The 13,532-nt window shown below is 59.1% G+C and carries 11 protein-coding genes and 1 pseudogene; 6 read left to right on the top strand and 6 right to left on the bottom strand.

The features are described 5' to 3' along the window. Positions 1–60: 60 nt before the first annotated feature. Positions 61–972 carry a DMT family transporter gene (locus tag ACTQZF_RS03970; protein WP_427794950.1) on the bottom strand — a complete coding sequence of 304 codons (912 nt, stop codon included), beginning with the start codon at positions 970–972 and terminating at the stop codon, positions 61–63. A gap of 118 nt (positions 973–1,090) precedes the next feature. Between ACTQZF_RS03970 and ACTQZF_RS03965 the strand changes: the two genes are divergently transcribed. After that, positions 1,091–1,948, top strand: coding sequence for a LysR family transcriptional regulator (locus ACTQZF_RS03965; protein ID WP_441048506.1), 858 nt, complete (start codon positions 1,091–1,093; stop codon positions 1,946–1,948). 202 nt (positions 1,949–2,150) lie between these two features. Next, positions 2,151–3,632, top strand: a complete 1,482-nt coding sequence (locus ACTQZF_RS03960; RefSeq protein WP_427719776.1) for an aminotransferase class I/II-fold pyridoxal phosphate-dependent enzyme — start codon at positions 2,151–2,153, stop codon at positions 3,630–3,632. Positions 3,633–3,858: 226 nt separating this feature from the next. Here the strand turns inward: ACTQZF_RS03960 and ACTQZF_RS03955 are convergent, their stop codons facing one another. Continuing rightward, entirely contained in the window at positions 3,859–4,269 is a 411-nt protein-coding gene (locus tag ACTQZF_RS03955) for a peptide deformylase (protein WP_154517072.1), read from the bottom strand. A gap of 214 nt (positions 4,270–4,483) precedes the next feature. Between ACTQZF_RS03955 and ACTQZF_RS03950 the strand changes: the two genes are divergently transcribed. Beyond that, a complete protein-coding gene (locus ACTQZF_RS03950; RefSeq protein ID WP_441554600.1) occupies positions 4,484–5,383 on the top strand; it encodes a hypothetical protein in 900 nt (299 codons plus the stop codon). Between the two features lie 423 nt (positions 5,384–5,806). On the opposite strand, the gene ACTQZF_RS03945 is transcribed toward ACTQZF_RS03950, so the two are convergent. The 3 genes from ACTQZF_RS03945 to pdxS form a co-directional block, all read right to left on the bottom strand. Next, the gene (locus tag ACTQZF_RS03945; protein ID WP_441554599.1) at positions 5,807–6,928 is read right to left on the bottom strand and encodes an IS110 family transposase; all 1,122 of its coding nucleotides are present in this window, start codon (positions 6,926–6,928) and stop codon (positions 5,807–5,809) included. A gap of 375 nt (positions 6,929–7,303) precedes the next feature. Beyond that, positions 7,304–7,891 (bottom strand): pyridoxal 5'-phosphate synthase glutaminase subunit PdxT, encoded by a 588-nt coding sequence (gene pdxT / locus ACTQZF_RS03940; protein ID WP_441540911.1) that lies wholly within the window; start codon positions 7,889–7,891, stop codon positions 7,304–7,306. 20 nt (positions 7,892–7,911) lie between these two features. After that, positions 7,912–8,802, bottom strand: coding sequence for a pyridoxal 5'-phosphate synthase lyase subunit PdxS (pdxS, locus tag ACTQZF_RS03935; RefSeq protein WP_154517081.1), 891 nt, complete (start codon positions 8,800–8,802; stop codon positions 7,912–7,914). A gap of 145 nt (positions 8,803–8,947) precedes the next feature. Between pdxS and pdxR the strand changes: the two genes are divergently transcribed. Together pdxR and ACTQZF_RS03925 are read left to right on the top strand one after the other, a co-directional pair. Beyond that, positions 8,948–10,378, top strand: coding sequence for a MocR-like pyridoxine biosynthesis transcription factor PdxR (gene pdxR / locus ACTQZF_RS03930; RefSeq protein WP_441554598.1), 1,431 nt, complete (start codon positions 8,948–8,950; stop codon positions 10,376–10,378). A 546-nt stretch (positions 10,379–10,924) separates the two neighbouring features. Further along, entirely contained in the window at positions 10,925–11,797 is an 873-nt protein-coding gene (locus tag ACTQZF_RS03925; protein ID WP_441554597.1) for a hypothetical protein, read from the top strand. Positions 11,798–12,047: 250 nt separating this feature from the next. On the opposite strand, the gene ACTQZF_RS03920 is transcribed toward ACTQZF_RS03925, so the two are convergent. After that, positions 12,048–12,608, bottom strand: a complete 561-nt coding sequence (locus ACTQZF_RS03920; protein ID WP_154517090.1) for a ferritin family protein — start codon at positions 12,606–12,608, stop codon at positions 12,048–12,050. Between the two features lie 375 nt (positions 12,609–12,983). On the opposite strand from ACTQZF_RS03920, the pseudogene ACTQZF_RS03915 reads away from it, so the two are divergent. Further along, a pseudogene (locus tag ACTQZF_RS03915) lies at positions 12,984–13,529 on the top strand (iron-containing alcohol dehydrogenase); the annotation flags it as partial. Between the last annotated feature and the right edge of the window lie 3 nt (positions 13,530–13,532).

Raw genomic sequence — 13,532 nt, 5'->3', positions numbered from 1 at the left:
GCTTTGCTGCAATGTAATAACTGCGGACGCGCTCCTGCTTTGAAACTGAAGAGGGAACTTTTAGACGCGTGCTGCCTGAGCGATACCGGTCTTGGCGCCTGAGCGTTTACCGGCGAGTTCGCAAAAGATCGCGCCGCCGATGATAAGCACGGCGCCCATCAGGCGGACCGGTGTTATGACTTCGCCCAAAAGGGCGGACGAGAACACGACGGCCGAAAGCGGCTCGAGGTAGCCGACGACAGCGACGGTCTGCACGGGCAGTTTGGCGACGGCGCTAAAGTAGAGCAGACAACCGATGCCGGTGTTGACGACGCCGAGCATAGCGACGGCGCGCCAATCGATGGTTGCGGCGATGCTGGCGGACAGGAATGAGGGGGTGCCTTGGGTGACGAGTGTAAGGACCAGCGCGGTCACAAAGGCGGCGCTCACCTGGAGCGCGGAGTTCTCGAGGCCTTCTATGTGCGGCGCGCCCTTGCTGGCGATGACCATCAATGCATAACAGAAGGCCGAGGCGATTCCGCAGACGATGCCCGCAATGGGCATATTGCCGCCTAGACCTTGCGCTGCAATGAGAAAAGCGCCGCAGGCGACTGCGATAAACCCGGCGATTTTGCCACCGGTTAGTTTTTCGCCAAAGATAAACGGAGAGAGGGCCATGACGATGATGGGGCCGCAGTAGTACAGCAGCGAAGAAACGCCGACGCCGATCGTCTGATAAGCGCGGAACAGAAAAATCCAGCTGGCGCCCAGCGCGGCTCCCGAGAGGAGGAGGGCTGCGGCTTCGCGGGGGCGAGAAGGCGCCTGCAGCTTATGGCGTTGGGTAATGGCGAGGATGGTGACAAGCGAAAGGGCTCCCAGAAAAGTGCGTAGCAGCACGATATCGGAGCTCGGGAGTGCGATGGCCGCAGCGATGATGCCGTTGGAGCCAAACAACAACAATGCTGCTAAATACGTAATCAATCCGTTGTTCATGCGCTGCCGTCCCCTCTATATCCGTGCATGTTCACTATGGTTGAACTGGCTTTAGAAGAAAAGCGAATATAATGCATGGAAAACATGACAAAAACTCATGCAAAGGTGGAGGCATGTCGTGGAAACGAATATTCAAAAGATGCAGGTGCTGCTGGAGACCGTGCGCGCTGGAAGCTTTACGCGTGCTGCCGAGCGCCTGAGCTACTCGCAATCGGGCGTGAGCCGCATGGTGGCCGATCTTGAGGCCGATTGGGGCTTTAAGGTGCTCGACCGCAGTCGTGAAGGTGTTGCTCTTTCTGCCGACGGGCGGCAGCTCATGCCGGCTGTCGAGGCGCTCTGCGAGGAATTCGTTCGCTTGCAGCGACGGGTGGATGAGATGCGCGGGCTCATGCGCGGCAAAATCTGCATCGGTACGTTTTCGAGCGTGGCGACCCACGTGCTGCCGCCGGTGATTGCGCGTTTTCGTGCTGATCATCCAGACGTCGATTACGAGTTGCTGATGGGCGACTATTCAGAGATTGAACAATGGGTGGCAGAGGGTCGCTGCGATCTGGGCTTTATCCCTCGTGAGCCCCGAGAAAACGGCATGACATCGCTGCCTTTGGTGCGCGACGAGTTAATGGCGGTAGTGCCGTCAGGCTCGTTGTTTGCCACGGCGGAGGTCGTCTCTCTTGCCGACTTGGCCAACGAGCAGTTTATTCTGCTAGAACGCGGCACCGATGACGAGATTACGCCGCTGTTTCGTCGGGCGGGACTGGCAGTGCACTCAAAACTGTCGACCTGGGATGACTATGCGATTATGGCTATGGTCGAGGACGGCCTGGGTGTGAGCATTCTTCCCGCTCTCATCATGCGCCGCTGTCAGTTCGATGTTGCCGTGCGTCCGCTCGAAGGGCATCCCCATCGGCAGATCAACGCCATATATCGAACGGCCGATGTTTCGCTTGCCGCCGCCCGTTTTCTCGAATACCTCTAAATGGGCGCACGTCGTTATCGCCTTGGGATAAATCTTGAGGTTTAGGTCATGTTATTTTTGAAATTGAACTTTTAGAAATAGCACGGCGCTATACTGCTTGCTAAATTGAACCTTGGTTCAATTCGTGTTCTGTAAATTGAACTTTGCCAGCAAGGAGGTTCCTGTGACCCAAGAGACGTTTAGCGATCGCCTGCGACAGGCTATGTCCGATCGCGACGTTCGCCAGTCGGACGTAATCCGCGCATCGGAGATGCTCGGCAAAAAACTCGGCAAGAGTCAGATGAGCCAATATGTGAGCGGCAAGACGATTCCGCGGCGCGATGTGGCAGAGCTGCTCGCCCGCATTTTGGAGGTCGATGTTACCTGGCTGCTCGCCGGTGACGCCGATCAAGGCGAGACATCATCGACCCACAACGTTTCCAAGCCCGAACCCTATCCCTCAGCTCAAATTGCAAGGAGCACCACCATGCGTACTTTTTCTAAATCCACCAAACTCGAGAACGTTCTGTATGACGTGCGCGGCCCCGTTGTCGACGAGGCAGCCCGTATGGAGGACGAAGGCGAGTGCATCCTCAAGCTCAACATCGGTAATCCGGCGCCCTTTGGTTTCCGCACGCCCGATGAGGTCATCAAGGACATGCGCCAGCAGCTGCCCGACTGCGAAGGCTATTCCAACTCGCGCGGTCTGTTCTCTGCGCGTAAGGCGATCATGCAGTATTCGCAGATCAAGGGCCTGCCCAATGTTCAGATGGAACATATCTACACGGGCAACGGCGTGTCCGAGCTCATTCAGCTTTCGATGAACGCGCTGCTCGACAATGGCGACGAGATTCTGATTCCCAGCCCCGATTATCCGCTGTGGACGGCGTGCGCAACTCTTGCCGGTGGACATCCAGTGCACTATCTGTGTGATGAGCAGGCCGATTGGTATCCCGATCTGCAGGATATGGAGTCCAAGGTCACGAGCGCGACCAAGGCCCTCGTCATCATCAACCCCAACAACCCCACGGGCTCGGTCTATCCGCGCGAGGTGCTCGAGGGCATCGTTGAGATCGCGCGCAGGCACCAGCTCATGATTTTTGCCGACGAGATCTATGACCGCCTGTGCATGGACGGCTACGAGCACGTCTCCATTGCATCGCTCGCCCCCGACCTGCCCTGCATTACGTTTAGCGGCCTGTCCAAGTCGCATATGATCGCGGGCTATCGCATTGGCTGGATGGTGCTTTCGGGCAACCAGCGCTGCATGAGCGACTTCATCATGGGCATCAACATGCTCTCCAACATGCGCCTGTGCTCCAACGTGCCGGCCCAGTCGATCGTCCAGACGGCGCTTGGCGGCCATCAGTCGGTCAACGACTACATCCGCCCCGGCGGTCGTGTCTACGAGCAGCGCAACTTTGTGTATGAGGCGCTCAGCAAGATCGACGGCATCTCGGTGGTCAAGCCGCGTGCGGCGTTTTATATCTTCCCCAAGATGGATGTTAAAAAGTTCAACATCACCGATGACGAGCAGTTTGCCCTCGACCTGCTGCACGAGAAGAAGATTCTCATCACGCGTGGCGGCGGCTTCAACTGGGCTGAGCCCGATCACTTCCGCATCGTGTACCTGCCGCGCATGGAAGTGCTCAAAGAGTCGCTCGAAGACCTCGCCGATTTCTTTGATCACTACCGCCAGTCCTAATTGGTTCCGCCGTTCTACCGAACGGCGGACCGCTTGACGCTACGCGAGCCGCATTCACGCCAATCTGACGTTCAATTTCGAGGGCGCGACCAGAAGGTCAGCGCCCTCTCATTTCACGTCACCTTGGCGCAAATGCGGCTCGCTCGCTGTCGTGTGCTCAGCCTGCGTCGTTACCATGATCCAAAGGGGACGGAGGAAAACAGATCATTTTCCTTGACTCGCGGAACTATATAACGACGCCGTTACAGTGGTCGATTTCGTGCTGGATGATTTCGGCGGTGTAGCCCGAGAAGTTTTTGATGCGGTGGACGAAGTTCTCGTCCAAATACTCCACCTTAATGCGACGATAGCGGGTGCAGGGACGCTCGCCGATCAGCGAGAGGCATCCTTCGCTGGTCTGATAGGCATTGACCTGCTCAAGAATTTGAGGGTTGTACATCAGGAGCGTCCTGTTGCCGTCCTTTACGCAGATGATGCGTTTGCGCACGCCGATCATGTTGGCGGCGAGCCCCACGCACTCGTGCTCATGCTCGTGGAGCGTATCCAGGAGGTCCTGCCCGATCACGGCATCGTCGGGCCCTGCGTCTTCGGAAGGCAGGCGCAAAAAGAACTCGGATTTCATGATGGGCTTAATCATGGCGGGCTCCTTAAGGTGGACACGTTTGGTTCAGGCCATGATACCGCGACATGTCGCATTAATGTGTGCACATAGATTCTGCAGCTAGATTGGATGGCGACACCATAAACTAATGGACGTTTTGCCGAGAGGCATGAATGTTTAAAGCGCAAAGAGTGCGCGACGGGCCCCGCGAATGGGGCGATGATGCCCGAGAGGGCCAAGAAGGAGTCTCATGTCCGAGAACGAAGAGATCATGAACGAGACCGAGAACGAGACCATGGCTGCCGAGGTCGAGGCAGTCGAGACCGTGGAGACCGAAGCTACCGAGGTTGAGGCTGCTGACGAGGTTTCCGCCGAGGAGGAGGACGAGGTTGTCGAGGCCGCCGTTGATTACGATGACGAAGAGCTGATGGACAAGATGCAGAAGGCCGCCCGCCTGCTGCGTAGCCGTCGCTTTGCTATTTCCAAGGAGGAAGAGGCTAAGGCCGAGCGTATGGCGAACATCGAGCGCGCCATCAAGCTCCTTGACCTCAAGCCCAAGATGGAGCAGAAGGAAATGTCCGATCTGCTGGGCATGCGCCTTCGTGAGCTCGATGGCCTGATGGCCGAGGCCGAGGCTGCCGATCTGGTCGGCCGCATCGACAACGCCGAGGGCGATATGCGCAAGATCGTCGTCTTCGCTGCCGAGGATGCCGCTGAGGGCCTGGTCGAGCTTGCCAACAAGAAGGAGAAGCTCCTGCCCGAGCTTTCTTACGAGGAGGCCACCGAGCTGATGGCCGCGCTCGATAAGGTTATCGCTCCGCTCGTCGCCATGGGCCTGGACGAGGATCGCGGTCCTCGCGGCGGCCGTGACGACCGCGGTGGCCGTGGCGGCGACCGTGGCGGTCGCGGCGGCTTTGGCGACCGCGGTGGCCGTGGCGGCGACCGTGGTGGTCGCGGTGGCCGTGGCGGCTTTGGTGACCGTGGCGGCGATCGTGGCGGTCGCGGCGGCTTTGGCGGCAACCGTGGTGGCTATGGCGACCGCGGTGGCAACCGTGGCGGCTTCGGCGGCAACCGTGGCGGCGACCGCGGCGGTCGAGGCGGCGACCGTGGCGGCCGCAACGGCGGTGGCTTCCGCGGCAACCGTTTTTAGTTACGGCGTTTTACCAAACGCCGTAACGGGCCGACGCTGCAAGCCCGCCAGAGCGGCAATCTGCCTTTCAACTTCGGCGGCATGACCAGAAGGTCAATGCCGCCTCGCTTCAAGGCACCTTGCTCGCTCTGGCGGGTTTTTGCTCATATGACCCAATCCGCTGTCAAGAGCCACAATGGCCCCGCCGACCGCTTGCAATCGGTCGGCGGGGCCTGCCGTTGAACCCGTCCCGGTCCGCCCCCGGCATGTCATCGACGCCTTCGGCTCAGTCTCATATCCGCGGATACCGTTCTGTCGGCCCGCACTCCATTCCTTCGGCGGGGTTCCCCAAGTCTGTCGAGGCGCATGCGGAGGGCTCCGCGCGCACAGCGAAATAGGGGGTATCCCCGAAGGCCGCCCGGCTCGCCGGGACGGGGGCTATGTCTATTCCGCGCCCTCCCGGCACATCATGCCGAGGGCCCAGAGCCACCTCACGAGCTCGGCCGCGGTGGCCGCGTTGGCCTTCGCCGCGGGCATGCCGCGGGCGAGCATCTCCTCGCGCCGCCGCAGGAGCCGCTCGGACCCCTTCCTCCCGTGCATCCTTATCTCGAGGGGCACGCCCGTGTCCCTTGGCATGAGCTTCGGCTGGTGCCGTGCCGCGGCGCAGCACCATGAACCCTCAACGGCCAGCTTCCTCACGAGCGCGTTGCCCGCACCGCTGATGCCTCCGAGCCGCACGGAGTCGCCACTCGACCTCTGACTCGGCGCGAGGCCGAAATAGGCCGTGACCTGCCTTCCGGAACGGAACCTCGTGAAGTCGCCGACCTCGGCCGAGAAGGCCGCGGCCAGCGCGAAGGCGCAGCCCTTGATCGACTGGAGGGCGGCCACCTCCGCGGCGATCGGGCTGGCATCCACGGCGGCCCTGTACTCGGAGAGCAGGTCCGCCCGGGCCTCCGCCGCGGCCTCGACCTCGTTCCTCAGGGCGGCGAGCGTCCGAACCCCGCCATCGTCCTCCGGCCTGACCTTGTCGAGCCACCTCAGGAAGTCGTAGGTCCAGTACTTCCTCGGGTTGCCGGCGGGCGTGGTGCCGCCGTAGACGAACCCCCGCTTTGCGAGGAAGGCGAGCAGCCGCTGCTTGGCGGTCGCCAGGCGCGCGGTCGCCCCGTCGTAGGCGCCGGCGAGGTCCCTGATGCCTTCGACCTCGGGGGAGGGGACCCATACGGGGGAGATGTCGTGGGCGAGTATCGCCTTGGCCATCCTGGCGGCGTCGTTCCTGTCGTTCTTGGAGGCCGAGTCGGCGGCCGACCTGGGGATCTTCGAGACCGCGGCGACGACGCACTCGACGCCGAGCCCGGCGAGCTCCCTTTGCGGGGCGAAGCCGAGGTAGCCGCTCTCGTAGGCCGCGAGCGACGGCCCGGGGAACCCATCCATCCACCCGGCGATCTCGCCCCAGGGGTTGCCGGGGAACCTCCTCGTCACGGCCTCGCCGGTGTCCGCGTCGAGGGCGCAGACGGTGGTCGACCTCAGGTGGACGTCCATCCCGAACGCGGTAGAATACTTTGGCATGGGAGCCTCCCAACCTCGTTGCGGCGCGGCTGCGCCTATGGCACTTCAACATCATTGTCGCAGCCCCGACCCGCGGTCACGAGCGGGGGCTCCTATCTTTTTAGTGCCCTCGGATTGGGTCATAGTGTCTGTCGTTGCCAAGACACCGGCGTTGCCTTGATCCAAACCTGCCAAAAAGGGACAGGTTTATTTTGGTCGGTATTATCTGGGCAAACGTGGCCGTCTCTCGCAATGTAGTCGTTGAGAACGTCCCCAACGACTACATAGTATGAGAGTGGATAATCTCCCGGTTTGAGCCTGCATCCAAGCTCAAAGTGGGAGATTTCCACTCTCATTTGCTATGCGTCCGAAAATCCACGTTCGTTTGTTTTCTGCCTACATTTGGAGGAAGAGCTCGTGGAGGCGGGTGTCGTCGTCGAGCTCGGGGTGGAAGGTGACGCCGAGCTGATTGTCTTGACGGGCGGCGACGATGCGGCCATCGACTTCGGCTAGGGCCTTGGTATTGCCGTGCACCTCGACGATGCGGGGTGCGCGGATAAACGTTAACGGCACTTCACCGTCGATACCGTCTACCTGCCTCTTGGTGCGAAAACTGCCGAGCTGCCTGCCATAGGCATTGCGCTCAACGAGTATATCCATGGTTGCCAAGCGCGGTGTTCCCTTGTCATCGTGGGCGGCAAGGTCGCGCGCCAACAGAATCAGACCGGCACAAGTTCCCAGTACAGGCATGCCTTCAACAATGCGGGTACGAAGATCTTCGAGCATATCGAGTTCGGCAAGTAGCTTGCCCTGAACGGTGGACTCGCCGCCGGGAAGTACCAGACGGTCAAAGTTCTGCTGCAAATCGGCCGCCTGCCTCAGCTCAATACAGTGTGCGCCCAGCTCGGATAGTCTTGCTTCGTGCTCGGCAAAAGCGCCTTGGACCGCCAGCACGGCGACCGTTTGGTCTGCATAATCGCTCATGGGCGATCCTTTCTGCTGGACTAGCGCCCGCGCTCTTCCATGATAATCTCGATCTCGTCGGCGTTGATGCCCACCATGGCCTCGCCCAGGTCCTCCGAAAGCTCGGCGATGAGTTTGGCATCGGTGAAGTTTGCCACGGCCTTGACGATGGCGGCGGCGCGCTTGGCCGGGTTGCCGCTCTTAAAGATGCCCGATCCCACAAAGACGCCCTCGGCGCCCAGCTGCATCATCAGCGCGGCGTCGGCGGGGGTCGCTACGCCGCCGGCGGCAAAGTTCACGACGGGAAGCTTGCCCGTGGCGTGGACCTCGCGCACCAGCTCGACCGGAACTTGCAGTTGCTTGGCTGCCTCAAAGAGCTCGTCATCGCGCAGGGCAACAACGTCGCGGATCTGCTTTTGGATCTTGCGCATGTGACGCACGGCCTGGACGACATCGCCCGTACCCGGCTCACCCTTGGTGCGAATCATCGTGGCGCCCTCGGCAACACGGCGCAGCGCCTCGCCCAGATCGCGGGCGCCGCAGACAAACGGCACGTCAAACTGGGTCTTGTCGATGTGATAGACGTCGTCGGCAGGGGAGAGAACCTCGGACTCGTCGATGTAATCGATCTCGATGGCCTGCAGGACCTGCGCCTCGACAATGTGGCCGATGCGGCACTTGGCCATAACGGGGATGGAGACGGCCTCTTGGATACCCTTGATCATCTTGGGGTCGCTCATGCGTGAGACGCCGCCTGCGGCACGGATGTCGGCCGGGATGCGCTCGAGTGCCATGACGGCGCAGGCGCCCGCCTCTTCGGCGATGCGTGCCTGCTCGGGCGTGGTGACGTCCATGATGACGCCGCCCTTGAGCATCTGCGCGAGCTCGCGATTGAGTTTGACGCGATCTGCCTTGCTGGTCTGTTCTGCCATGGTTGCTCCCTTGGTTGGCATGTGCATTGCTTGACGGAACATCCTATCGGGGAGCTGGGTATGGCGAAATACTCAGTTTTAGAGATAATAATAAGGCCAGACTAATACCAGATTGAATGACTCAATAAGGTCAGGTGATAAACTCATGCTTGACTACAATTTGGAAAAACGCGGCGAAGCATCGCTCTATGAGTATATTTACCAGCAAATTCGAGATGATATCGTTGCTGGACGCATTGCGGCGGGGGAGCATCTTCCGTCTAAGCGCGCCTTTGCCAATCATCTGGGAATCAGTGTCATTACCATCGAGAATGCATATAGCCAGTTACTTGCCGAGGGCTATATTTGCTCAATGCCGCGTCGTGGCTACTACGCTTGCGAGCTTCCGGATGCACCGGTTTTGGCTTCGGCTGCAGAGGGCATCGACCGGGATGCCGTCTCTGCGGGTTCCGGCGCGCATGATGTCAACGGACAGGTCGAGCGATTCGATGCACTTTCTCCTTCTGCTTTGGAGGCGGCGCGGCTTTGGCAAAGCGCGCTGCGGGCGACGCTGGCATCCGAAGACGAGCGCGAAATCTTTTCGACCGCGCCGGCACAGGGCACCACTCGGCTACGACGCGCAATTGCCCACCATCTGCGCGGGACAAGGGGCATGAATGTCGACCCCAACAACGTTGTTATCGGTGCGGGCGCCCAGCTGCTCGATACCATGTTGGTTCAGTTGCTTGGCGCCGACAAGGTGTATGCCGTTGAGGACCCGGGCTATTTGCGCCTGACGCGCATCTATCAGGCTATGGGTTGCAAAGTTCGACATATCCCGTTGGATGATGAGGGCGTAGACTTGAGCGCTCTGCAGAAAACGGGGACCGATGTCCTTCACCTGATGCCGTCCCATCAGTATCCGACCGGCCTGGTGACGAGCATTGCGCGTCGCTATGCGCTGCTGAGCTGGGCCGCCGAGCGACCAGGTCGATATCTCATCGAAGATGACTTTGATTGCGAGTTTCGTCTGGCCGGCAAGCCGATTCCCGCGCTTGCTTCGATCGATGCCGCTCAATCGGTCATCTACACCAACACGTTTTCGAAGAGCCTTTCATCGGCGTTGCGTCTAGCGTACATGGTGTTGCCCGATGAGCTGATGAAGCGGTTTAGGTGCAACCTTGGTTTCTACGCCTCGTCGGTGAGCTCTGTCGACCAGGTCGCTTTGGCTCGTTTGCTGGAATCGGGTGATTACGAGCGACATGTGAACCGCGTGCGCGTTCGTGCTCGTGAGGCGCGTGATGGCCTGGCGGCGCTTGTACGGAATGCGTTTACAGCAGGAGAGGTTTCGATCGAGCATGCAGACGCAGGTCTTTACTGCACCGTGGTTGCGGAGCGGGGAACGGGCGGAAGCTCTTTTGCGCAGGCCCTCACGCTCTCGAGCATCCCTTTTATCGATATCAGTAACTGTTATTGGTGTGCCGATGGCGCATCTGTCCCTGAAAACTCAATTCAAATTCTTGTCCAGTATGACGACCTGAGTCCGGAGGTGCTTAATACCCTGGAATCGCAGCTAATGGGGCACTCTGTAACCTAAGTGAGTAGACTTTTGGCACTTTGGCGACCAGACAGTTTTGTAACAAGCTATCTACCTGTGGTTTTGAGAAGTGGGATCATCGGTCTGCTCGGGATGTCCCAAAAAGTCTACTCACTTGCCGCGCAAAGCTACCGCATGAGAAAAAAAATGGGGTTTTCAACAGGGCTTCGTCCAGCTCTCGGTAAGCTTTTGGCCAGTTGGGGAGGGCTGTTGAAAACCTTGCAGTTCGTTCGGAGCCATTTTTGGTGCGTTCGCCCCAATGAGAGACCACTGGGTTGAAATTCGTGCTTTCCTGTGCCTATGAAGGATCTACTTTGTGACATATCGGCTTTTAGGTACTGGCGTTTGCCCCCTCAAGTCAGCGCTTTGTGTCCTCCGCTTCCGCGGCCGGATGAAGACCGGCAGCGATATGACCTCGTCCGCAACCCGACGGCTGCGGTCGCGCTCGGTTTTCCGTTGTATACATTGGTTCGGACGAGAAACAAACGGACTTGCCCTGCCAACATTAGGCAGCGGCTGTTTCTTGGTGAACTCCCCAGGGAATCCGTGCTGGAAACGGAGCATGGATTTTTGGTCACGTCTCCTCTACTGACGGCATTTATCATGTCTCGACATCTGACGGATCTCCAACTTCTTCTGGTATTGGCGGAGATGTGCGGCTTGTTTGCGGTATGCGCCCTGCCGGCGCCACTTGAGGTGGAGCTTTCGCATGCAATTGATTCGGGTGCGATTTCGACAACGTTGGGTTGGGTGCGCTGCCCGTCCGAGGGCGGCACCGCCTCAAATTTATGGCGTCGCGACGCTTTGGTTTTGGATGGGGACCTTGACCGTTTTTGTTCAGATGTTTGCGGGATGCGTTACGGCAATCGATTTATGGCGGTGTCGCATCTCGTTCCATTGGGTGCCGCTTCGCCTTTTGAGGTCGAGGCGTATTTGTTGCTTGGACTGCCGCGAGCCCTGGGAGGTGAAGGGTTTTGCGGCATAGAGCTCAATGTCAAAGTGGTGCTAAGCACAAGTGCTCGAGCGATTGTAGGAAAGACCCGCGTATATATCGATCTACTTCTTTCCTCGCCGGACGGGAGGCGACAGGTGGCCATTGAATGTCAGGGAAAGGCCTCGCACGGGCGCGCGGGGGATGGCTTGCGTGACGCTGACCGCATGACGGCGCTTCAAGCCATGGGCTACGACGTGCTTCTCCTGACACACGGACAGATATCCGATGAGGATAGATTCCGTGCGATCGTTAAGGCCGTATGCAGGATGCTCGATGTTGAATATCGCGATAAAAGCTCGGATGAGCAAAGGGTTGAGGCATTACTCCGGTCTGAACTATTCGTTGACTGGACAAAATTGGGAGTAATCGACGGAAAGATGTCCATTGGACACAAAGCAGCTCGATCGTGGACAGCGCGGATCTAAGTGAGTAGACTTTTGGCGTGATGGCGACCAGGCCGTTTTGCAACAAGTCATTTACCTGCGGCTTTATAGAGCAATATGGATGGTCTGCTCGGCAAGTTCCAAAAAGTCTACTCACTTAGTTTTTGACAAGAAGTCGATGCCGAAAGTGGCCCTATTTCAGGGCGTTAACGAGTTCATGAGACACGAAAAAGGGCCCGAACCATGCGGTTCGGGCCCTTTAAAGTTAGAGATTATCTCTCAGGCGGTTGGCTTAGCCAAAGTAGCGCTTGAGCAGGCCGGCGAAAGCCTTGCCGTGGCGAGCCTCGTCGCGAGCCATCTCGTGCACGGTATCGTGGATGGCATCGAGGCCAGCGGCCTTGGCGCGCTTGGCAAGATCGGTCTTGCCGGCGGTGGCGCCGTTCTCGGCCTCAACGCGCATCTCGAGGTTCTTCTTGGTGGAGTCGGTCACGACTTCGCCCAGGAGCTCGGCGAACTTGGCGGCGTGCTCGGCCTCCTCGTGGGCAGCCTTCTCCCAGTATAGGCCGATCTCGGGATAGCCCTCGCGATGGGCGACACGAGCCATGGCCAGGTACATACCGACCTCAGAGCACTCGCCCTCAAAGTTGGCGCGCAGGTCGGCAACGATGTCCTCGGAGACGCCCTCCATCTTGGCGACGCCCACGACGTGCTCGGCAGCCCACTCGAGCTTGCCCTCCTCCTGCTTCAGGAAACGAGAACCGGGAACGCCGCACTGGGGGCACTTAAAATCCTCGGGCAGCTGGTCGCCGTCGAACTCTTCCACATAACCGCAAACGGGGCAAACAAATTTCATGATTCGATCCTTTCGATGGATGGCGATGGGGCGCTTGTCCGATCCCGTAAGGGCCCTCTCCGGACGTGCGTCTTGACGAGTTCTATTATCCATAAATGCAACAAAATGTGAAGCCTATTAGGAATGATTTTTGATAAAACAATTTTGAGAGATGAGGATGTTGATTGATTAACGATTGGCAGGCCGCCTGCGACCTCTGATGAGTACAATCGGTCGAACAAATGTTGACCAATCAACAAATGAGGGAGTTTCCTTTATGCATCTAGCCCGCTGCGCCTGGTGCCGAACGTATCAAACGGTTTTTCGCATCGCATTGCCGGTGCTGCCCTATACCGAGACACGCATTCTGGAGCATGCTGAGAGAGCGCCTGCCAGGCCATTATCGGCTTTGGCGGTGGCTCGGCCATGGACTGTGCCAAGGGCGTGGGAGCACGAATCGCGCAGCCAAACAAGCCCATCAACAAGATGCGCGGCCTGCTGCGCGTCCACCGTCTCCTGCCGCTGCTTATTGCGGTTCCCACTACCGCCGGTACGGGAAGCGAAGTCACGCTCGCGGCGGTTATCACCGATGACGAGACGCACCACAAGTACCCCATTAACGACTTTGTGCTTATCCCACGCTTTGCGGTGCACGACCCCGAGTTCACGCGAGGTCTGCCCGCCTCCATTACGGGGCAGACGGGCATGGGCGCCCTGACGCATGCCGTCGAGGCCTTTATCGATTGGGTCGTTCGAATGAACGCCGCCTTGGACATTCCCAAATATGTGACGGGCATTCGCCGCTCTGACATTCCCGAGATGGCGGCGCATGCCGATGCCGAGGCCAATCCGCTGTACCCCGTTCCACTTTTGATGGACCGTTTGGAGCTGATGCGCATGTACGAGGTCGTCGCGGGTGGTATGTTTGAGGGCGAGAACTAGGAG

The sequence above is a fragment of the Collinsella sp. LCP19S3_H3 genome (genome assembly GCF_052119145.1).
GTDB lineage: Bacteria > Actinomycetota > Coriobacteriia > Coriobacteriales > Coriobacteriaceae > Collinsella.
The sequence above is the reverse complement of the archived record's forward strand: the minus strand, read 5'-3'. Positions and strand labels throughout refer to the sequence as shown.

Bases quoted from the DNA above. Each gene is read 5' to 3' on its own strand.
- pdxR (WP_441554598.1), top strand. From the start codon at position 8,948: ATGCTTGACTACAATTTGGAAAAACGCGGCGAAGCATCGCTCTATGAG.
- ACTQZF_RS03960 (WP_427719776.1), top strand. From the start codon at position 2,151: ATGTCCGATCGCGACGTTCGCCAGTCGGACGTAATCCGCGCATCGGAG.
- ACTQZF_RS03970 (WP_427794950.1), bottom strand. From the start codon at position 972: ATGAACAACGGATTGATTACGTATTTAGCAGCATTGTTGTTGTTTGGC.
- ACTQZF_RS03955 (WP_154517072.1), bottom strand. From the start codon at position 4,269: ATGATTAAGCCCATCATGAAATCCGAGTTCTTTTTGCGCCTGCCTTCC.
- pdxT (WP_441540911.1), bottom strand. From the start codon at position 7,891: ATGAGCGATTATGCAGACCAAACGGTCGCCGTGCTGGCGGTCCAAGGC.
- pdxS (WP_154517081.1), bottom strand. From the start codon at position 8,802: ATGGCAGAACAGACCAGCAAGGCAGATCGCGTCAAACTCAATCGCGAG.
- ACTQZF_RS03945 (WP_441554599.1), bottom strand. From the start codon at position 6,928: ATGCCAAAGTATTCTACCGCGTTCGGGATGGACGTCCACCTGAGGTCG.
- ACTQZF_RS03920 (WP_154517090.1), bottom strand. From the start codon at position 12,608: ATGAAATTTGTTTGCCCCGTTTGCGGTTATGTGGAAGAGTTCGACGGC.
- ACTQZF_RS03950 (WP_441554600.1), top strand. From the start codon at position 4,484: ATGTCCGAGAACGAAGAGATCATGAACGAGACCGAGAACGAGACCATG.